This is a genomic window from Mucilaginibacter sp. P1_A3 (genome assembly GCF_056406855.1).
Genome location: NZ_JBFTZJ010000009.1, coordinates 1 through 20,725 on the forward strand (window position 1 = coordinate 1; position 20,725 = coordinate 20,725).

Annotated in this window: 17 protein-coding genes; 10 read left to right on the forward strand and 7 right to left on the reverse strand. The window is 41.6% G+C overall.

Features of this window, described 5'->3' with window-relative positions; translation table 11 throughout:
• The coding region (locus AC1D0K_RS19380; protein WP_477463090.1) for an integrase core domain-containing protein at positions 1-613 on the forward strand (613 nt) is incomplete at its 5' end.
• Between the two features lie 151 nt (positions 614-764).
• Here AC1D0K_RS19380 and uvrC read toward each other — a convergent pair.
• The 3 genes from uvrC to porW all read right to left on the reverse strand — a co-directional run bounded on the left by uvrC (position 765) and on the right by porW (position 7,945).
• On the reverse strand, positions 765-2,573 hold the full coding sequence (gene uvrC, locus AC1D0K_RS19385; RefSeq protein ID WP_477399193.1) for an excinuclease ABC subunit UvrC: 1,809 nt from the start codon (positions 2,571-2,573) through the stop codon (positions 765-767).
• Between the two features lie 172 nt (positions 2,574-2,745).
• The gene (locus AC1D0K_RS19390) at positions 2,746-4,998 is read right to left on the reverse strand and encodes a transglycosylase domain-containing protein (protein ID WP_477463091.1); all 2,253 of its coding nucleotides are present in this window, start codon (positions 4,996-4,998) and stop codon (positions 2,746-2,748) included.
• 1 nt (position 4,999) lies between these two features.
• Positions 5,000-7,945 carry a type IX secretion system periplasmic lipoprotein PorW/SprE gene (porW, locus tag AC1D0K_RS19395; RefSeq protein WP_477399189.1) on the reverse strand — a complete coding sequence of 982 codons (2,946 nt, stop codon included), beginning with the start codon at positions 7,943-7,945 and terminating at the stop codon, positions 5,000-5,002.
• A gap of 129 nt (positions 7,946-8,074) precedes the next feature.
• Between porW and AC1D0K_RS19400 the strand changes: the two genes are divergently transcribed.
• From AC1D0K_RS19400 to atpG, 8 genes are all read left to right on the forward strand, one after another.
• Positions 8,075-8,308 carry an AtpZ/AtpI family protein gene (locus tag AC1D0K_RS19400; protein WP_477437134.1) on the forward strand — a complete coding sequence of 78 codons (234 nt, stop codon included), beginning with the start codon at positions 8,075-8,077 and terminating at the stop codon, positions 8,306-8,308.
• Positions 8,305-8,691: a hypothetical protein gene (locus AC1D0K_RS19405; RefSeq protein WP_295712553.1), complete on the forward strand. Its 387-nt coding sequence runs from the start codon at positions 8,305-8,307 to the stop codon at positions 8,689-8,691. The genes AC1D0K_RS19400 and AC1D0K_RS19405 overlap by 4 nt, the downstream gene beginning before the upstream one ends.
• Before the next feature lie 32 nt (positions 8,692-8,723).
• Positions 8,724-9,794, forward strand: a complete 1,071-nt coding sequence (gene atpB / locus AC1D0K_RS19410) for a F0F1 ATP synthase subunit A (protein ID WP_477442847.1) — start codon at positions 8,724-8,726, stop codon at positions 9,792-9,794.
• Between the two features lie 56 nt (positions 9,795-9,850).
• Positions 9,851-10,093, forward strand: coding sequence for an ATP synthase F0 subunit C (atpE, locus tag AC1D0K_RS19415; RefSeq protein ID WP_274213861.1), 243 nt, complete (start codon positions 9,851-9,853; stop codon positions 10,091-10,093).
• Between the two features lie 102 nt (positions 10,094-10,195).
• Complete coding sequence (atpF, locus tag AC1D0K_RS19420; RefSeq protein ID WP_295712549.1) at positions 10,196-10,687, forward strand: F0F1 ATP synthase subunit B; 492 nt, start codon at positions 10,196-10,198, stop codon at positions 10,685-10,687.
• Between the two features lie 124 nt (positions 10,688-10,811).
• A complete protein-coding gene (atpH, locus tag AC1D0K_RS19425) occupies positions 10,812-11,360 on the forward strand; it encodes an ATP synthase F1 subunit delta (RefSeq protein ID WP_295712547.1) in 549 nt (182 codons plus the stop codon).
• A 33-nt stretch (positions 11,361-11,393) separates the two neighbouring features.
• Entirely contained in the window at positions 11,394-12,968 is a 1,575-nt protein-coding gene (gene atpA, locus AC1D0K_RS19430) for a F0F1 ATP synthase subunit alpha (protein ID WP_295712545.1), read from the forward strand.
• Positions 12,969-13,117: 149 nt separating this feature from the next.
• Entirely contained in the window at positions 13,118-13,999 is an 882-nt protein-coding gene (gene atpG / locus AC1D0K_RS19435; protein WP_295712543.1) for an ATP synthase F1 subunit gamma, read from the forward strand.
• Between the two features lie 885 nt (positions 14,000-14,884).
• On the opposite strand, the gene AC1D0K_RS19440 is transcribed toward atpG, so the two are convergent.
• The 4 genes from AC1D0K_RS19440 to AC1D0K_RS19455 all read right to left on the reverse strand — a co-directional run bounded on the left by AC1D0K_RS19440 (position 14,885) and on the right by AC1D0K_RS19455 (position 18,854).
• Positions 14,885-15,652 (reverse strand): LpxL/LpxP family acyltransferase, encoded by a 768-nt coding sequence (locus tag AC1D0K_RS19440; protein WP_477398116.1) that lies wholly within the window; start codon positions 15,650-15,652, stop codon positions 14,885-14,887.
• Between the two features lie 304 nt (positions 15,653-15,956).
• Positions 15,957-17,090 (reverse strand): glycosyltransferase family 2 protein, encoded by a 1,134-nt coding sequence (locus AC1D0K_RS19445; RefSeq protein ID WP_477398123.1) that lies wholly within the window; start codon positions 17,088-17,090, stop codon positions 15,957-15,959.
• A gap of 165 nt (positions 17,091-17,255) precedes the next feature.
• Positions 17,256-18,218, reverse strand: coding sequence for a nucleotide-diphospho-sugar transferase (locus AC1D0K_RS19450; RefSeq protein WP_477398114.1), 963 nt, complete (start codon positions 18,216-18,218; stop codon positions 17,256-17,258).
• A 180-nt stretch (positions 18,219-18,398) separates the two neighbouring features.
• On the reverse strand, positions 18,399-18,854 hold the full coding sequence (locus tag AC1D0K_RS19455; RefSeq protein WP_477442843.1) for a DinB family protein: 456 nt from the start codon (positions 18,852-18,854) through the stop codon (positions 18,399-18,401).
• A gap of 144 nt (positions 18,855-18,998) precedes the next feature.
• Here AC1D0K_RS19455 and AC1D0K_RS19460 point away from each other — a divergent pair, with 144 nt between their 5' ends.
• Positions 18,999-20,723, forward strand: a complete 1,725-nt coding sequence (locus AC1D0K_RS19460; RefSeq protein WP_477442841.1) for an ArnT family glycosyltransferase — start codon at positions 18,999-19,001, stop codon at positions 20,721-20,723.
• Positions 20,724-20,725: the final 2 nt, after the last annotated feature.

Consider the following 20,725-nt stretch of genomic DNA (forward strand, 5'->3'; position numbering starts at 1 on the left):
CTACTATAATATCCTGAAGCGGCATAACCGGAACCGTTTAAAGTCGGCAGACCGGGAAGTAAAGCGAAAGATCATTAAAGAACGCATGGGCCAGTTAGGACATATCGACTGTCATCACCTAAGTAAAAGTGTGATCAGAGGGCAAAATAGGAGGTTATATCTGCTTTGCGTGCTGGATGATTATTCCCGCCTGGCCTGGGCACAAGTGATGGAAGACATCACCGCGCTGACCACCATGTTCACTGCCATGCATTGCATGCAGGCGCTCAAACGGGAGTTCGGCATCCAGTTCGAGGAGATCATTGATGATAACGGCCCGGAGTTCGGTACTTCAACAAGTTTGCAAAAGCGGAACCATCCTTTTGAGCGAATGTTAATGGAAACAGGCATCAAACGGCGGTACATGCAGCCTTATCGGCCGCAAACCAACGGCAAGGTGGAACGCTTTTGGAGGACCCTTAAAGAAGACCTTATTGAAGATACCGATTTCGACAGCTTTGAAGAGCTGGAAGATGAACTCCTCAAATATCTTGTTTATTATAACTGGGAACGGCCACATCAGGGCATCAATGGTAAAAAACCTATCGATATGGTCACCCTAAACAACAAATAAAAACACCTGATTCTGTTACCGAATTACTAAACCCTTACAGCAATGACGTGTTTGTTGTTGACGTAAGTGCCTTTTAAAAGGCGCTGTCACCCTGAGCTTGTCGAAGGGGAGCGCCAGTCGCATTGATCAGTTTTATAGGGAAAAAGTTTCTTTAATTTTGACTTTGATCAAAATATCCCCGTATCGCTTTTGCCTGTTTTAAATTCACTACTTCCAGCAATAACTCTTCATTGGCTTCGCGAATCTTCTTTACCGATTTAAAGTATTTAAGCAGCTTTTCGGCAGTTGTTTTGCCAATGCCTTCTATTAGTTCAAGTTCGGTAGCCAGCGTGCCCTTATCCCGTATTTTACGGTGAAAGGTGATACCAAACCGGTGGGCCTCATCGCGCAGGTGCTGGATCACTTTCAACGTTTCTGATTTTTTATCCAGGTACATGGGGTATTGGTCGTTGGGATAGTATAGCTCTTCCAGGCGTTTGGCAATACCTATCACGGTTACCTGCTTATCAATACCCAATAGTTTTAAACTATGCATAGCAGATGATAGCTGACCTTTACCACCATCAATAATGATGAGCTGAGGTAGTTCGGTACCTTCATCAAGCATGCGGCGGTAGCGGCGGTGTACGGCTTCCTCCATGGTGGCAAAATCATTGGGGCCTTCTACCGTTTTAACATGGAAATGGCGGTAATCCTTTTTAAATGGTTTGCCATCCCTGAACACCACGATAGCGGATACAGGATATTTACCCTGGAAGTTGGAGTTATCAAAACACTCTATATGGCGGGGCAGCTGATTCATGCGCAGATCCTTCATCATCTGCGTTAGCAAACGTTCGGTGCGGATCTCTGGGTTCAGCTTTTCGTACTGATCTATCTTTTCCTTTTTAAAATACTGAACATTTTTTTGCGACAGATCCAGCAGTTTCTTTTTTTCGCCTAGTTTAGGTACCGTAAATTTAATAGATGAATCTTCCAGGTCGATATCAAAAGGAACAATTACCTCTTTAGAATCGCTGTTGTAACGGCTCCTGAACTCAACGATGGCCAACGTTAACAATTCTTCGTCACTTTCATCCAGTCGTTTTTTAAGTTCGATGGTTTGGGTTTGGATGATGGTGCCGTTCATTACCTTTAAGTAATTCACAAAAGCCAGTTTCTCTTCGGATGCGATGTTGAACACATCCACATCAGTAATAGATGAGTTTACAATGGTTGATTTGCTTTGGTAGTTCTCCAGCAAATCAAACTTACGTTTAAGGCGGTGAGCCAACTCGTAGTTGTACTCGGCAACAGCAGCGTCCATTTCGCCTTTAAGACGGCGTAATATGGCGCCTATCTTGCCATTCAGGATATCGGTTATCTCCCCGATGCTGTTATCATAATCATCCTCTGTCTGGTAGTTTTGGCAGGGCCCTTTGCAGTTGCCCAGCTGATATTCCAAACAAACCTTAAACTTGCCTTTGTCAATATTTTCGCGGGTGAGCGCCAGGTTGCAGGTACGCAGGGGATAGGTTTCTTTGATAAGCCCAAGGATATTATGCATCATGCTGATAGATGCATAGGGCCCCAGGTATTTGGATCCATCCTTAACAATACGCCTGGTCCAGAAAATGCGCGGGTAGTTCTCGTTCTTGATAATGATCCAGGGATAAGTTTTATCATCCTTGAGCATTACGTTATAGCGCGGCTGATGCTTCTTGATCATGCTGTTTTCAAGCAGCCAGGCATCGACCTCGGTATCAACAATAGTAAAAGTGATGTCGCGGATTTTGGATACTAAAACCCTTGTTTTGGCATTGATGTGCGCATCCTTATTAAAATAAGAGCTCACGCGGTTGCGCAGATCTTTGGCTTTGCCTATGTAGATCAGCTCTTTCTCACTATCCCAATACTGATATACACCAGGTTTATGAGGAATATTCTGTAATGCTGCCTTATAATCAAATTTCTCACTCATAGCTCAATCGTCAATGATTGTTTTGGCCAAATTAGGCGGGATATGTCATTGCGAGCGCAGCGCGGCAATCGCGAACGATGCAAATCTGATTTGTATCGTTCGCGATTGCTTCATACCTCGCAATGACATATCTGGTCGTTTTGAGGACGACGCGACCGTTTGTTAAATACTCTTAAAAATCCAACTTCTTATCAACCTCATTAGTCCCTTGCTGCTGTTGGGTATACTGGCCGCAATCCAGGATGATACTAACTCCGGTTTTGGGGGCATCAAAATCAACTGTTTTTTTGATACCCAGCGCAGCATTGGCGTATACCTTTTTCATGTACAAGGCAAATATAGGCAATGCGCTATTGGCTCCCTCGCCCAGCCTGGTAGACTGGAAAGCAATATCTCTGTCTTCGCAGCCTGTCCATAAGCCGGTAACCAGCTGCGGGGTGATACCAATGAACCAGCCATCAGAGTTGTTTTGGGTGGTACCGGTTTTACCGCCTATAGGGTTGCGCAAGCCGTATTTGTAACTCAGTCTTGAGCCCGTGCCGTCCTCTATAACGCCTTTCAGCATGTAAGTCATTACGTAGGCTGTTTGAGGGTTCATAGCCTGTACCACTTTTGGCGTATGCGTGTACAGCACGTTACCGTTTTTATCTTCGATGCGTAATATATAAGTAGGCTCGGTCCATAAACCATGATTGGCAAATACCGAGTATGCAGCTGTCATTTCAAATACCGAAGCATCAAATGTACCCAGGCAAATAGAAGGGTAGGGCGGAACCGCGCTGGTGATCCCCATTTTTTTAATCAGCTCTACCACCGGTTCGGGTTTCACTTCACTCATTACGTGGGCTGTTACCCAGTTTTGCGAGTGTGCCAGGGCCTGGCGCAATGTAATAAAACCAGGCAGGGTTTCTGATGGTGACGAGCGCGGGCACCATGGTTCACCGTAACCCCTTATCGTATCCGGTACGTTATTAATCTTCATACAGGGCGAATAGCCATTATCAATAGCCACCGCGTAGGTAAACGGTTTTGCGGTTGAGCCAACCTGCCTTGTTCCGTTTTTAACCTGATCATACTTAAAGTGCTCAAAGTTGGTGCCTCCAACCCAGGCTTTAACGTAGCCGGTTGTGGGGTCCATGCTCATAAGCGCGTTCCGAAGCAGCATTTTACAGTAAACGATAGAATCAACAGGCTTCATCAGCGTATCAATATCGCCGTGCCAGGTAAACAGGTTGAGGGTATCTTTAGTGTTAAAGTTAGTTTTAATATCCTCGTCACTCATGCCCTGCATCTTCAATTGCTTATACCTGTCGCTTTTAAGCATACCCTGGTTAATCAGGAATTTAAAGTTGTGGATGCTTTTGGATAAATTTTGCCCACGCCAGTGATCATTAAACTGCCCCTGTAAGTTGCGCATGTACTCCTGCTGTGCTTCTTCGGCATATTGCTGCATGGTGGCATCAATGGTGGTATATATCTTTAAACCGTCTCGGTCGAGGTCATAAGGAGTGCCATCCGGGCGGTTTAAGTTTTGCTCTTTAAAGATCTTTTGGATCTCTTTCTTTAATACCGATCTGAAGTATGGAGCCGGTCCATCAAAATGGTTATTCTGGTGGAAATTTAACCCCAAAGGTTTCTTTTTATACTCCTCTACCTGGCCATCGCTTAAAAAACCTTGTTCCTGCATGCGGTTTAGTACCAGGTTACGGCGGTTAATAGCATTCTGGGGGTGCCTTATGGGCGAGTAAATGCCCGGGCCGTTTACCATACCTATTAATAGCGCGGCCTGGTCTGGTGTTAATTTATCGGGTGTGGTATTAAAATAGGTGTGCGCTGCCGATTTGATACCGTAAGTATTATAAGCGCCAAAATCAACCGTGTTTAAATACATGGTCAATATTTCCTGTTTGGTGTAATGGCGCTCCAGCTTAACAGCCGTTATCCACTCCTGTAGTTTTTGGGTGATACGAACAAAAGGGTTGTTTGATTTTTCGGTGAAAAGGTTTTTTGCCAGCTGTTGGGTAATGGTGCTGCCACCTTGTTTTTGCCCTACAAGCAGGTGCAGGAAAATAGTAAAGCTGCGGCCAAAATCAATCCCAGAGTGATCGTAAAAGCGTTTATCTTCGGTAGCTACCAACGCGTTAATTACGTTTGGCGAAAGGCCCGCGAAAGTAACGTTAGATCTGTTTTGGATATAGTAAGTACCTAAAACCTGCTTATCTGATGATATCACCTCCGATGCCAGGTTGCTTTTTGGGTTCTCCAGATCGCGGAAAGCGGGTAACTGACCAAACACACCAAAAACGGTAAGGGTTATCATAATTACCACAAATACAAAGCCTGCTATTACAGCGCGCCATATGTACCAGTTATATCGTCTTATATCCTGTGAGCCAAGCGCAGGTTTTTTGTTATAGGTTTTCATTTCAATAATATTTTTGATAGTAATCAATATAACTATCCAATGTTTTTTGGTCGGCTAATTTATCCAGATTTTCCTTGGTAATGATAAAAAAACTGTATTTATCCTTTGGCACCTTCATAATCTCGGGCATCAGCGGGATTATACCCCTTGCGTATTTTTTTACGTCCTCGAGGCTATAAAACCGACCAACAAATATCAGCTGGTCATCTGCGCCAATAGGTTTTAAATCATGCTTAATGGAACTGCCAGAAAACCTGGTACGGTTAAACTGCCCTATACCAAAACGCGATGAAGCGAGGTTAGTTGTACCGCTGCTCACATTTACCACAAAATAGTAATTGGTGCTATCGCGCGTGGAGAAAATGTAGGTTACAGCCGGAAGCGGTTTTATGGCAGGAGCTTCTGTAACTTGTTGCTGGGCTTGCTGGTTTTGCGATGCTACAGCTAATTGGTCTGCCGGTTTGCTAACAGAATCTGCAGGTAGCGCAGCTACTTTAGCTACCTGAGGCTTGTTTTGCTCAACAGGAGGGGTAATAACCGGCGTGATGGCCTTTGGCTTACTTTGTTCAGCAGGTTTGGGTACATCAATAGGTACGGTTGGTTTTGCCTGCACTGCCAGGGGCGGGCTTACTTTTGGTTCCTGCCTTACCTGTGCTACCTGTACCTGCGGCGATGGGTGGTAAACCGGCCGGTATTCTGTTTGTTTTTGGTAAGCCACCGGTGGGGTAAAAGGGATTCCGTTTATATCATCACCAGTTAAAACTACTGTGCGGGTTTCTACTTCGGCTTTATTGGCGTTGATATAGGCCAGGTGCTGGTTGGCCAATGGGGTTACCAGTTTATCATCGGGATATTTTGAAGTTATTTGCTGCAGATCGGCCATAAAGGGCGCCAGTTTTTCCTGGTGACCGGCGGCTATAGTGCGTAAATATGATAGCTGGGCCGCGAAACGGTTATCGGGGTATTTGGTCAGTAATTCACCGGACTTTGTAATAACTTCGGTATACTTTTTTTGCGTGTACAGGTCAAATACGTTGTTATAAAATCCGTTGAATTCGGCATTGGCATCATCCAGGTGTTTACTGTAATCGGGATCAAGGATTACTTTGGCAAACACGCTTTCAGGAAACTCCTTTAAGATACGGCTTTTATACAATTCAGACCGGGAGGCATCTATATCAGCATACAGCCGGTATAGGTTATAATAGACTGCAGCCTTATCTGAACTGGTTTTGAAACGGGTAAGCAAAGTTTCATAAGTTGCAATAGCTTCTTTTTTATCGCCCAGAATGTCGCGGTAAAAATTGGCCATTTCCATATAGGCACTATAAACCCGAATGTTTGATCGGTTAAGCAAATCGGGCGTTAAAGGCAGGTTTTTAATAATGTCCTGCCGGTAGGCTCCAATATCACCCCGGGTAATATTGGCCTGGTCCTGCGTTGAGGGGGCGAAGGGATCGATATCCGGAGATGGCATTACGCTGTTTGTGTTAACAGCTATATTGGTACTTGAGCGTTTACTACGTCGCCAGTTATCTTCCAGTTTGCGGTTACCCCACTGCCTTTTAAAGTCATTTGCCCCAAGGCTTAACGCGGCCGGATTGTAGAAGTAAAAAATGCTGCCACCACTTTTGCTGGCCTGCTGATTGTTTAAATTATTAGTGTTCCTGCTGTTTTCAAATTGGCCATTGTTGTTGGTAACCGTTTCTTTGGTTACTTTATCCTGCAATATTTTGCGGTTAACCATCGCATCGATGTGGGCGGTACGGGTACTCTCATCCAGACCGGCAAGCATTTGCAGAGTATCCTCGCGCGAGATGGTTTGCAGTAAGCCGGTTAAAATTTGCAGGTTATTGGCTTTCTTGCGAATGATCTGGTAGCCGGGATAGGTGGGTGCAAGATAAGTGAGTGTGCTATCATAATATAAACGGGCACTTTCGTAATCGGCTTTGTTCTTAAAATTGATATCGGCAATGCGCAGGTAAGAGAGCCCTTTTTGATTTTGGTTTTTGATACTACCGCGTACCGATAGTTTATAGTTTTTAAGGGCGCCGTCAACATCACCTGTAGCATAAAGCTGCTGGGCTACCTGGTAATAGATCTGATCGGTAAACTCGATGTTGTTTTGGTTTTTAAGCAATTTACGCAGGCGCTCAATTTTATTTTGTTTGATGCCGTTTTCATGATCCTGTATGCGGATACGGTTCAGGTTGGCATTAAAAGCCATCTCGAACGAGGCATTACTTTTAACAATGCTGGTATAATTGATGATTGCTTGCTCGGGTTTTTGGTTAAGTTCCTGTAGCTGAGCCAAAATAAATGTCCAGCGGAGTTTAAGACTTGTTTCATGACAATGCTGAAGGGCTATTTTAGCGCTCTCTTCGGCGGCGGGATAATCCTCTACATTGATATCATATTGCAGCCTGGCAGCATAAATGCCGGCAGGAATGCTTTTTTTAGGATTGATGCTGTTTATAGCGCTATCAATAGCAATTTTTGCTTCAGGCGTGTTATTGAGGTATAACAAAGCCCGGCCTTTCCATATAAAAGCTTCCTGTTTTAAAGCAGCCTGTTTGCCGTATGAGAGGATCACATAGTTAAAATACTCTACTGCATCAAAGTAATTACCTTCTAAAAAACGCGCTTTACCCATAACCAGGTAGGCATCGCCCAGGTAATGACTTTGCTCTTTTATGTTAATGATCTTATTGGCTTTACTGATGGCCAGCTCCAGGTCTTTATCCGGAGTGCTTGTTTGAATAGTGGTATCGGGATAAACATTCAATAGCTCGTTGTATGAATCAACAAAGCCGGCGGCATAGCTTTTCTGTTTAACGCGCAGTAATTCATTGGCATTAAACAGTATATTATAATGAGCAGTAAGGTTTTGCAGATTACGGTTTAAGCCGCTTTCCTTTTCAAGGGAGCATCCTGCTATGAAGATCATTAGCGCGAGCAGAATAGATTTGTACGTTTTGGATATGGAAAATATGCTCACTCGCCTCAAAATATGATCATGTTATAAAAGCATCGCTAAAATACTAAAGATAATACAATAGGTTTAATAAATTTGCGCATGGCCCAAAATGAACAAAGTGATAATAAGGACAATGGTGGCAAGGAGGTTAATAACTATGCTAAGTTTTCGGGCATGGCTTTCCAGATGATCGCTGTTATTGGTGTATTTGCTTTTGCCGGTTATAAAATAGACCAGGCCGGTAATCATCAAACAAAATGGGCAACCGCGGGCTTGTCGCTCGTTGGGGTATTTATTTCATTGTACATTATTATCAGATCTGTAAAAAGTTGAAACTATTTCCTACTGTATTATCATTCCTTATTTTTATTGTTATCATTTCGTTACCACCCGTGGTGTTGAGTTATACAACTTATGCCAAATTGGTTACACCGACGTTCTGGTTGCTGTTTTCATTTATTAGTGGACTTACTTTTTTAACCGTAATATCCATTGTATTTATAGGGAAAATAAACCCTGAATTGTACGCGCAAGCCTTTTTGGCTGCTACTACTGTTAAAATATTGGCCTGCTTGTTTTTCGTCCTCATTTTAATTAAGAAAAACAGCGTAGACAGGTATGTTTTTGCCGGCGATTTTTTTTACGTATATTTCTTAAATATGGCCTTTGAAATTTATGGTTTGTTACGTAACTTGCGCAACCAAAAATTAAGGTAGAAAACTTCATTTAGATGTATAACAGCTCGATTTTGAATTCAAAAATATTTAACACATTCCTGATTTCCGCGCTTTTTTTGTTGTTAGGTGTAATGCCTAATCTATCAATTGCGCAAGAAAAAGCTGCTGAAGGCGCTGAAAAACCCTTTGATCCAAAAGAGGTGGTATTTGAACATATCGGCGATTCTCACTTTTGGCCCGTATCAATTCCGTTGATGGGCGAACACTTTCTTTCTTTGCCGGTAATACTTTATACCGATAAAGGGCTGGAAACTTTCTGGTCGGGCCATTTATTAAAGGAAGAAAGTGTAAAAGAAGAACCGGTTTATAAGGGTACACATTATAGCTATAAACTGGAAGAAGGTAAAATACACGCGGTAAACGAAGCCGGGGAGGTAGATAAAGCCGCCAAGGTTTATGATTTTTCAATCACCCGCAATGTGGCCAGTATGTGGCTGGGTATGATTGTTTTGCTTATTGTGTTTTTTGCCGTTACAGCGGGCTATAAGAAACGCGCTGGTAAAGCTCCAAAAGGTATCCAGGCATTATTAGAGCCTGTTATCCTGTTTGTGCGTGATGATGTAGCTATTCCTAATATTGGCATCAAGCACGTTAAATACATGCCTTTGTTGCTTACTATATTCTTCTTTATATTAATCAACAATCTGTTGGGTTTGGTTCCGTTTTTTCCGGGAGGCTTTAATTTAACAGGTAATATAGCGGTAACCATGGTGTTGTCGGTAATTGTGCTTATCGTTATTAACTTTAGCGGTAATAAATATTATTGGAAACACATCTTTACTCCTGATATTCCTTTTTGGTTATATCCTATCATGGTTCCGGTTGAGCTTATTGGTATCATATCTAAACCTTTTGCGTTAATGATACGTTTGTTTGCAAACATTACCGCAGGTCACATTATTGTGCTTAGTTTAATATCATTAATATTTATCTTTAAAACCGCATGGATGTCAACAGTTTCTGTTCCGTTTGTGGTATTTATGGATATGATAGAATTGCTTGTAGCATTTTTGCAGGCGTTCATTTTTACGATGCTTACATCGCTGTTCATTGGGATGGCTGTTGAGGAGCATCACCATTAATCTTGAATTAATTATAATTATATATACACGTTTTAAATTATCAAACAATGATTGGAATGATTGGAACAATTGCTCAAGCAGCTGCAACTGGTGTTGTTAGTCTTCAAAAACTTGGTGCAATTGGCGCAGGTTTAGCTGTAATTGGCGCAGGTATCGGTATCGGACAAATCGGTGGTAAAGCCGTTGAAGGTATTGCTCGTCAGCCAGAAGCTGCCTCAAAAATTCAAACTAACATGATCATCGCTGCAGCGCTTGTTGAAGGTGTTGCTTTGTTTGCCGTGGTAGTAGCTTTGCTCTAATTAGTTTTAGGCAAAAAGAAAAGAACAACCCGGGGCGATTGGCTCCGGGCTTGTTTTAATCCCATTAAAAGAATAACATACAAGTAATAGCAATACAGAATTATGGATTTAGTTACACCCGCATTAGGTTTAGTTTTCTGGACAACGATATCATTTGGGATATTGTTGTTTATATTAGGAAAATTTGCCTGGAAACCAATCTTAGGCGCGCTGAGCGATCGCGAACGTTTTATTGAAGACTCGCTTCAGAAAGCCGAAGCTGCCAAAGAAGAAATGTCCCGTTTAACTAACGAAAACGAATCGTTATTAAAACAAGCCCGTGCCGAGCGCGATCAGATACTTACTGACGCCCGTAAGGTTAAAGAGCAAATGATTGTTGATGCAAAAGAACTTGCTCATAAAGAAGGTGCCCGTATGATTGAACTGGCCCGCGTGGAAATTAACAATCAAAAAGCTATCGCGATGGCTGATGTTAAAAACCAGGTAGCTACCCTCTCATTAGATATTGCCGAAAAAGTATTGCGCAAGCAATTTGAAGATCATCAGAAACAAGATGAGCTGGTAAGCCAATTATTAAAAGAAGTGAAATTATAGGGATTTCGGATTTGGGATGTTCAATTTCGGATTTATTTTCCGTATTGGGGTCCGAGTTTAAATGTCCTAATTTCAAAATAAAAAATTCCGAAATCGAAAATTCGAAATCCGAAATAAAAAGAATATGTCAGAATTAACGGTAGGATCCAGGTACGCAAAATCCCTTATTGACCTTGCACAGGAACAAAACATTGTTGATGTGATCAAAGCTGATATGGATCTGTTTATACATACTTTGAAGGCGAGCCCGGAGCTTAAAGCTGTTTTGAGCAACCCCATTGTAGCGCACACCAAAAAAACCAAAATACTTGATGCCGTTTTCCTGAATAAGGTGAACAAGGCAACTATCGGTTTTTTTAAACTGATGGTTGATAAAGGTCGCGGCGAGGTTTTATATACTACAGCATTTGAGTATGTAAACCTGTTTAACATCAAAAGGCATATTACCAAGGCTAAGGTTACATCGGCTACTGAATTATCAGCAGCTAATAAAAAAACCATTATAGCCGAAGTACAAAGCGCGGTAGGTGGTACTGTAGTATTGGAAACCAAGGTTGATCCATCATTAATTGGTGGTTTTGTATTAACCGTGGGCGATAGGCAGGTTGATACCAGCATTGCAGCAAGCTTGAAAAAATTGAAAAAAGAATTTGCCGTGAAGGTGATTCAATAATAGTAAAAACAAAACTCTAAATAAATTTAAACAATGGTAGAGGTAAGACCAGACGAAGTATCGGCAATTTTGCGTCAGCAATTGGCAGGCTTTAAGTCAGAATCTGAATTAGAAGAAGTGGGTACTGTACTCCAGGTGGGTGATGGTATTGCACGCGTTTATGGATTAACAAAAGTACAATCAGGTGAGCTTGTAGAATTTGGCACAGGATTGCAGGGTATCGTACTTAACCTTGAAGAAGATAACGTGGGTGTGGTATTGTTAGGTAAATCTGACGATATTAAAGAAGGTGATACTGTAAAACGTACTAACCGTATTGCATCAATCAACGTTGGCGAAGGCATGCTTGGCCGTGTTGTTGATACTTTAGGTACACCAATTGATGGTAAAGGACCGATAGTTGGCACAACTTACGAAATGCCATTGGAGCGTAAAGCGCCAGGTGTTATCTACCGTCAGCCGGTTACCGAGCCTTTGCAAACAGGTATCAAAGCTATTGACGCGATGATCCCGATTGGCCGTGGCCAGCGTGAGTTGGTTATTGGCGATCGCCAGACAGGTAAAACTGCTGTTTGTATCGATACCATTATCAACCAAAAAGAATTTTATGATGCCGGTAAACCGGTTATCTGTATATATGTTGCCTGCGGTCAAAAAGCATCAACAGTTGCAAATATTGTACGCACACTGGAAGAAAACGGCGCTATGCCTTTCTCTATCGTTGTTGCTGCAAGTGCTGCTGACTCTGCTACCATGCAGTTCTTTGCTCCTTTTGCAGGTGCTGCAATTGGCGAGTACTTCCGTGATACAGGCCGTCCGGCATTGATCGTTTATGATGATCTGTCAAAACAAGCTGTTGCTTATCGCGAAGTATCATTATTACTTCGTCGTCCTCCGGGCCGTGAGGCTTATCCTGGTGACGTGTTTTACCTGCACAGCCGTTTATTAGAGCGTGCCGCCAAGATCAACTCCAATGATTCTATCGCCCAGGCGATGAATGATTTGCCAGAGTCTATCAGGGGTATAGTTAAGGGTGGTGGTTCATTAACCGCTTTGCCTATTATCGAAACTCAGGCTGGTGACGTATCTGCATACATCCCTACCAACGTGATTTCGATCACCGATGGCCAGATCTTCCTTGAATCAAACTTATTTAACGCGGGTGTTCGTCCGGCTATTAACGTAGGTATCTCGGTATCACGTGTAGGTGGTAACGCGCAGATTAAATCAATGAAGAAAGTAGCAGGTACTTTGAAACTTGACCAGGCTCAATACCGCGAATTAGAGGCTTTCTCTAAATTCGGATCTGATCTTGATGCATCAACTAAAAACGTGCTTGATAAAGGCGTACGTAACGTGGAAGTGTTGAAACAAGGCCAGTACTCACCGGTATCTGTTGAAAAACAAGTTGCCATCATTTACTTAGGTACAAAAAACCTGATGCGTACTGTACCTGTAAAGGATATCAGGAAGTTTGAGGCAGAATACACAAGCCAGTTAGAAGCTCGTCATCCAGAAGTATTAGCTGCCCTTAAAGCAGGTAAGTTTGATGATCAGATAACAGGCGTACTGGAAACAGTAGCTAAAGAACTGGCAGGAAAGTATTAATTTTAGTAGCAAGTAGTTAGTATCAAGTAGCAAGTATTTAAGCGCCTGGTATTATGAAACTAACTACTTGTATTCAAAAAAATATAGCATTAGTCGAGTGGTCATACAAGTCTTGATACTTGATACTAACTACTTGATACTCAAAAAAGATGGCTAATTTAAAAGAAGTAAGAAACAGGATAAAGTCTGTATCGTCAACACAGCAGATCACCAAGGCCATGAAAATGGTTTCGGCTGCTAAGTTAAAGCGCGCTACAAATGCTATCGTTCAATTGCGCCCTTATGCTAATAAGCTTAAAGAGCTGCTGGCAAACCTTTCTCAAAGTTTAGAGGATGGCTCATCACCTTATTTGCAGGAGCGCGAGCCCGTGCGTATTTTGGTTGTTGTAGTATCATCAAACCGTGGTTTGGCAGGTGCATTTAACGCCAACGTAATTAAAACGGCCAACAACCTTATTGCCGAAAAATACAGCAAGCAATTAGCGGCCGGTAATGTTTCGATTGTAGCGATAGGTAAAAAAAGCCAGGAGTTTTACGAAAGACGCAAGTACAATGTAATTGGTAACAATAACGATTTGTACCTTGACCTTAACTTTGAAAATGCTTCGAAAATTACTGAAAGCATTATGGAAGGTTTTGTTCATGGCAAGTATGACCGTGTTGAACTGGTGTATAACCATTTCAGAAACGCAGCTGTACAATACCTTGTTGCCGAGCAGTTATTACCTGTTCCAAAACCCGATAAAAAGGATGCGGTGAAAACTGCTAATGTTGATTACATCCTGGAGCCATCGCAAGAGGAAATTGTAGAGCAACTGATCCCTAAAAATATTAAAATACAGTTATACCGTGCCGTATTAGATTCAAACGCATCTGAGCATGGCGCACGTATGACGGCTATGGATAAGGCTACCGAAAATGCCGGCGACTTGTTGAAAGCTTTAAAACTTTCATACAACCAGGCCCGCCAGGCTGCGATCACTACCGAGCTTACCGAAATTGTGAGCGGTGCTGCAGCATTAGCTGGCTAAGCTTATTCATCAAATATTTATACCGGGCCTCCTTGAAAAAGGAGGCCTTTTTTGTGCGGCAGGGTTTTGTTGGTGTGGCAGGACAAGGCGGTACAAAGTGGCGTGTTGTAATTGCGTTTTGTGGAGACACCAAAGGTATTCTAAAGGTTTTTTTGTTCCCTCCCAACGGGAGGGGTGCGGTTGAAAAGTGCGCGATGGCAGGGAGGGGTTTCGCCGACATGTGATCTGCAGCGGTACTTGTACGCCTGATTAAACCCCTACCTCCCCTTCCCCGAGGAAGGAATCGCACATGGCCCCTGCTTTTTATTATTCTCGTGAACACCGTAGGTGCAACCCCAATAAACCAGGTAAATAATTGTTGTTGAAGGGTAGCCTCTACGAGGCAAAGATAATATGCTGTGTTTGCTACAAACAGGTAGCACCTAACGGTGCAGGCTGTTAAGGTTTTTAATCCCTTTCCAAGGGGCTACTATGTGTGCACAAGTTTGTTAGGTGGCTGTGATTTGGCTAAAGCAAATGGGATTCTCTATTTTTTTGCTTCATAAAGTGACCGTTGTACAAGCAGTTATAAATCACTGGCGTAGCCCCGGCTAATATTGTAACAACGGATTTTAATTCGTTGAAAAGAAGCAGCAGGTAAAAAAGAACGATAGGTTCGGCCCATGTGCTCAGTTGGTTAACGGTTATTACCATGCTGTAAATGGAAATGTCGGTATGTGCTTAAAAGATGCGCCGTGTCTACGGCACTCATTTTTATTTGGGTTAGGGTCAACGGATTAAAATCCGTTGTTACAATATCTTCGAGCCGATGGCTCTATGAAAAAATGGGGTAAAGATAAAATGCTGTGTTTTAAGTCGCCTAACTTTGGGATGGCCGTTATTTGGTCAGGTAAAATTTTGGTGGTAGGTAGTAAGCCATATGCTGGGGTCGTTTTTAATCTCGGTTTCTAAAAACGAAACAATTTGCTGCATTACGTCTGTTGAATCGGAGTTCAGCTTATTTAAATCAAATTGAGGGCCGCCGTCAAAATGGATCTTCCCTTTTCTGAGTACAGGTATAGCGGTAATTAAAGGTACGCCGGCTATTCGTGCCAGGCGCGCAGGAAGTAGCGATACATTTTGCTGTTTGCCTAAAAAGCTTACAGGACAATTGTTTAAATTGTTAAAAATGTCGCAGGTAATAACTATCCGGCCATTCTGTTTCAAATAGTTCACTATACAACGCAGATCTGTAATTCCGAGGGCCTGCCGCTGAATTGTGCCTCTTTGTTTGGTCCATCTACCACCGGCTATAATCAGCGAAAAATTATTTTGAAGGCACCATTGCACCAATAGTCTTTTCCATGGTGTATGGCAAATAGCTATTACACAACCAGAATTGGAAGGAATAGTAATATTGAAATTTACTAAACGGAGCGTAATGAGCCTAAGCGGGCTGCGTACAGATAACGAAACTATTCTCCTAACAAGCCGGGTGTACCAAATTTGGTTGAGATTTTTATATAGCTGGCTTTTGCCGTTTAAATTTAAAATGTAAAAAGGAATTTTTATAAGCCTGGAAGAGATAAAGCAATAATGAATGCCTGCGCTTAAATGTGATAAAAGGCTACAGAAGGATATAAATTGGAATAAAATGTAGGGTTTAGGAAGCATACCAAAATTTTAAAGATTTAAAAAATTGTATCGTTTATTATATGCAACTTAAAATATACGTGTTAGCAATAGGTTTATTTAGTACTGATTAAGGTATTTAGGTTGTGACAGCCCGGTTGATAACGCATGGCCTAAATGAAGGGCTTGGATTTGTTCAGTCCTGCAGATAGGCCCGGTTAAAATAGTATTTGGTTTAGTTAGGTGTTTTTTCAAATGTTATACAATATACTGATAGTCAGTTGTTATTGAAATTATAATTAAATATTGTACGCATTTTGTGCAATGGATGGGCATTGTGTAAAGCTTAATCTTTGCCTTTAAGCATAGCCAGCGAATAAAAACTTTCCCGCCAATAAATACCGCCTTGTTTAAGCGTTATCAATGCCGATTTTATTGTAAAGTAGGCTATATACACACCGGCAAACGGAACCATAAATGCATACCACCATTTATTGGGTAATACTACAGTCATGTATATCAGCAGAAATAGCAAAATCACGCATGCCATTAAACGGATCTCTGTGGAACCAAAAACAAAAAGGATGGGCAATGGCAACGTGAAACTTAGCAACATGGAAAGTACATTTACAAGAGCTCTGCCGAGTTTATATTCGGCTATGGCAAAAGAGTTTTTCAATATTCCGTGGCCGAACTGGCGCAGGTTTTTGTACCATTCCAGGCAGATGTAGTTATTGCCCGCCAATACATCCTGGTTTAACCCTGCCGACTTGATAATATGACCAAGCTGCAGATCATCATCAGGTCTTAATTTTATGCGGGCATGGGTGCCAACTTTTTCATAGGCACTGCGCCTTAACAAATTAAATGCACCAATACTTGCAAACGCGTTTGATTTGTGGTTTTTGGCATCCCAGGGCCGCATATGCATCATAAGCATGATACTAAATGTGGCCAGCACACTATTTAAAATAGGCGATGGTGATACCAATTGCGGCAATATGGTTAAATGATCAAGCTTTTGTTTTACCGCGTAGCCTACGGCTTTACTTAACGCATCCGGGTGAAAAACAATATCGGCATCAGCAAAAAGCATCCATTCTTCATTACTGCTTTTATAACCCTGGTATAATGCATTGTTTTTACCCAGCCATCCAGGAGGCAGGCTGTCAATGGTGGTAACACTTAGTTTTGGATAATTTGTAATGAATCCCTTTAATATCTCGGCGGTACCGTCGGTAGATCGGTCGTTAACCACAATAATCCTGTAGTTACTATAATTGATATGGCAAACGCTTAACAACGCTTTTTCAAGGTCTTGCTCTTCGTTGCGTACAGCTATAATTATAGCTACTGCAGGTTCATCGTCAATTACAGGTAGTTTGCTTATTTGTTTAATTTTTTTTAGGCCGACAATGAGGTAAGTGACGAATGCTACGTTTATAAAACATGTTAAAATGCTAATGCCGGTAAAAATCATCACGGTCAGGTTTTTCTATAAAAGTAGAAAAAAACGACTGGATTTTAATTAATGACCGAGCCACAAAATCGGTCTTTAAATAACCGAAATTTAAAAGCCTTGAGGTCAGTTAGTGGACTTATTTTGAATTTTTATAAAGCATTAGATCAGGTATCGTTTTTGTTTTTAGAAGTCCTTTTTTAAAAATAATCTTAAATAGGCGGTTTTTACAAAAGGAAGTACCTTGCCAATTTTAAATTTTAATTTATTAAAAAGAGTGATCTTAAGCTCGTAATGCTTTTTATAAGTATGCCTGTCGGCCGCCTTTGATACAGCTATTTTTTGGGGATGCACAATAGCATCTATTGTGTTTATTGATAAATCTGCAATGCCCACGGTATATTCATTGGTGTGCGTTGCTTCATCGTCAAAGCCTATGTTTGAAACAAGATTTAGTACTGGCGTAATTGCAAAACCCGAAGACTTATAAATGCTGTAATTCCATTGTGTGTCCCATGTGTCTATTTTATTCTGAGCCATGCCTAAAAAGGATGTTTCCCAAAGATGCCTTTCAAGAACATCTGGAAATTTATGTTTTAATATGATTTTAAAATCTTCGCTTGTTTCTACAGGAATATCAAACTGATATTTTTGCCATGCGCGCCGCCAGGTAGCCCATCCATAAGGGTGTATATAGTTGCTGAAATAATAGCTTTTGTTTCCAAAATTGCTTGTGTTTTGAAACCGCGTGCCATTGATATGCATAATCTGTTCAGTATCTCTGTACCTGTTTAATAGCTCCTCACAAAAATAAAAAAAGCTATTTCCGGGCACACAATCGTCTTCCAATATTATTCCTTCTTCCACGTTTTCAAAAAACCAGTTTATTGCTCCAGATACTGCTTTTCCGCAACCTAAGTTTTCTGTTCTAAATAAAAGTTTAACATCACAATCCCAATCAATTGCATCCAAAACGTTTTTTTTGACGAGTTCACATTTTTCAAATTCACCAGGTCGGTCTTTTCTCGGCCCATCTGCGGCTATAAAGAGAGCTTTTGGTTTTTGGATTTTGATAGCATCAAAAACTTTTTTGGTGTGGCTCGGACGATTGAAAATCAAGAAGAGAATCGGAGTTGTAGTAGGATTCATATTACCAAATAACGTACAATTCAGAAGGCTTTTTGTAAAAAAAAGCGTAAAAAGGTTATAAATGAATTTATAGAAAAGGAGTATTATTTATTCGGCCGTTGTTGGGTCGATGATCGGGTACTCTTCGCCAATAGGGTTTGCCGGAAATCCATACGCAAAATCGAACACCCCTATATTACCTTATAATACTCTTTTCAAAGCCATCATGTACCCGAAGTGTAAACCTTCATGAAAAGGCAAAAAAGCCAGTGCGGTTTCAACAGAATTTACAGTGGTGCCATACCGGGTGCTCCAGGTTGGGTAGTTTACAAACAGGTTGTTGTTAACATCCGTTTCCAGCTGATCGATAGTTGAAAGGAATAGTTCTTTGATGGTGGCTACATCTTCGGCCCCCACAAAAGTAGTTGGTTTAGTTTCCGGGCGGTAGGGGGTATAGTATTTGTCGTCCACTATTACCGGTAAACCTGCACGGGTATAAAAAATACCCTGTTGACCTGATATCATGTGTGCTATATTCCAGATGATATTGTTGTTAAAACCCTGAGGTACTTGGTTAAGCTGTTCCAGCGTAAGGTCCTTCACCTGGTTGAGCGCCAATTCCCTTGGTCCCCTAATTAGTTCTATTGATTTGAGCATTATAGATAATTGTTTAGTTATTGGAAGGCTAAAGTAGGAAGATTTAGGTTATTATTTCATCAAATTACTTATTCATGATAGGGATAGTTTTATGTGTTTGGTGTTTTATTATACCTTTACAAACTCAATTTCAATAGTTCATTAATGCAGGATACCGCCATAATTAATACGCCGGCCCAAACAAAATACAACAAGCCCATTATTTATTTTTTATTGCTGTGGACGGCGCTAAACATCCTGCAGGCTTCCACTTTAGAGGTGCATGCCGATGAAGCCTACTACTGGATCTTCTCGCGCATGATGGATTGGGGTTTCTACTATCACCCGCCTATGGTGGCTGTATTTATCCGCTTGGGTGATATGCTGATGCATAATGAACTGGGAACACGGCTGGCGATGGTTATATCGAGCACGCTCTCTATCTACATCATCTGGCTGATGCTTAAAAGGTATGAGGTAAGTATCAAATGGTTTATTTTGCTGATGTCGGGCGTATGGGTGTTCCATATCTATGGCTTTACCGCCACACCCGATGCGCCACTGCTTTTCTTTACAGTGCTGTTTTACTATTTTTACCAGCAATACATTGATAACAACAGCTGGAAACTGGCCCTGATACTGGGCATAGTAGTGGCTTGCCTTATGTACAGTAAGTATCACGGTATATTGGTGGTGAGTTTTACCTTACTATCAAACCTTAAACTTCTAAGGCGTCCTTCTTTTTATTTTATTGTGCTTTTGGCTCTGGGTTTGTATGTGCCTCATATTTTATGGCAATATCACCATAACTTCCCGGCTATAAATATTAGCCTGTTTGAGCGGGAAGGCGGCGGAGTTCACTTCAATGCCGGATCTGATTTCTTTTTTGGTCAATTGCTTTTGGGTGGCGCGCTCACATCCTGGTACTTGTTTTATGCATCCTTTACTACCCGGATTCAGGATAAATTTATGAGGGCTCTGCAGGTGAACATGGTATGCACATTCGCCTTTTTTATCCTGAGCTCATTAAAGGCCACTGTGCAGTTACATTATGCCCTCATTGGCTTTGTGCCTTTGGTAATGCTTGCACTCATTAACCTTAAGCAAAGGGAATTGAACCCTAAATGGTTGTATCGTTTAAGCATTGCCAATATCGCGTTGTTTGTGGCGTTTAGATTGTGTGTAGTTGCAGGCTTTGATATTTTAAAAGGTAATGAACAGTTAGAGGCATACTTTGGTCATCATAAATGGGCGGATGCTATTCATGCCAAAATTGGCGATAGCTATTTGGTCATGAAAAATGAGTACCAGGACCCATCAAGATATTCTTATTACACCAACTCTTTAAAAGGGTTTGCCTATGATTCCCGGTATTACCGTATCACCCAGTTTGATATGTGGCCGTTTGAGGAGCAATTTCAGCATAAAAGAGTTTATTATCTTACTCATGATAAGATACCCAATGTTACTACCGATAGTATGACCATCAGGGGGAAATGGTATGGCAGCTGGGTAGAGGATACCCGCACTTACCAAAAAGTGAAATGTAAAATTTTATCTCCTAATTTTGCATTTGCACCCGGACAAAAGCATGTAATCAATATGAGGATAACTAATCCATATTCATATACCATTAATCTCAGCAACAAAAACCAAACGCATCCGCTTACCTTAGAAGCCTGTATACTAATCGGTGAGGACATAGTGAAGACACAAGCTTCGGGAGATGACTTTAATAATATATCTCTGAAACCAGGCGAACAAACCGACTATGCCTTTACCCTTACTGCTCCTGAGAAAAAGGCAAATTATCTGCTGTTCTTCTCCTTGCGTACAGAGCCGTTCCAGGGAGGCAGGAACAGCGATGGTATTAGTTTTACAGTTAAATAATA

Bases quoted from the DNA above. Each gene is read 5' to 3' on its own strand.
- uvrC (WP_477399193.1), bottom strand. From the start codon at position 2,573: ATGAGTGAGAAATTTGATTATAAGGCAGCATTACAGAATATTCCTCAT.
- AC1D0K_RS19390 (WP_477463091.1), bottom strand. From the start codon at position 4,998: ATGAAAACCTATAACAAAAAACCTGCGCTTGGCTCACAGGATATAAGA.
- porW (WP_477399189.1), bottom strand. From the start codon at position 7,945: ATGATCTTCATAGCAGGATGCTCCCTTGAAAAGGAAAGCGGCTTAAAC.
- AC1D0K_RS19400 (WP_477437134.1), top strand. From the start codon at position 8,075: ATGGCCCAAAATGAACAAAGTGATAATAAGGACAATGGTGGCAAGGAG.
- atpE (WP_274213861.1), top strand. From the start codon at position 9,851: ATGATTGGAACAATTGCTCAAGCAGCTGCAACTGGTGTTGTTAGTCTT.
- atpF (WP_295712549.1), top strand. From the start codon at position 10,196: ATGGATTTAGTTACACCCGCATTAGGTTTAGTTTTCTGGACAACGATA.
- atpH (WP_295712547.1), top strand. From the start codon at position 10,812: ATGTCAGAATTAACGGTAGGATCCAGGTACGCAAAATCCCTTATTGAC.
- atpA (WP_295712545.1), top strand. From the start codon at position 11,394: ATGGTAGAGGTAAGACCAGACGAAGTATCGGCAATTTTGCGTCAGCAA.
- atpG (WP_295712543.1), top strand. From the start codon at position 13,118: ATGGCTAATTTAAAAGAAGTAAGAAACAGGATAAAGTCTGTATCGTCA.
- AC1D0K_RS19440 (WP_477398116.1), bottom strand. From the start codon at position 15,652: ATGCTTCCTAAACCCTACATTTTATTCCAATTTATATCCTTCTGTAGC.
- AC1D0K_RS19445 (WP_477398123.1), bottom strand. From the start codon at position 17,090: ATGATTTTTACCGGCATTAGCATTTTAACATGTTTTATAAACGTAGCA.
- AC1D0K_RS19450 (WP_477398114.1), bottom strand. From the start codon at position 18,218: ATGAATCCTACTACAACTCCGATTCTCTTCTTGATTTTCAATCGTCCG.
- AC1D0K_RS19455 (WP_477442843.1), bottom strand. From the start codon at position 18,854: ATGCTCAAATCAATAGAACTAATTAGGGGACCAAGGGAATTGGCGCTC.
- AC1D0K_RS19460 (WP_477442841.1), top strand. From the start codon at position 18,999: ATGCAGGATACCGCCATAATTAATACGCCGGCCCAAACAAAATACAAC.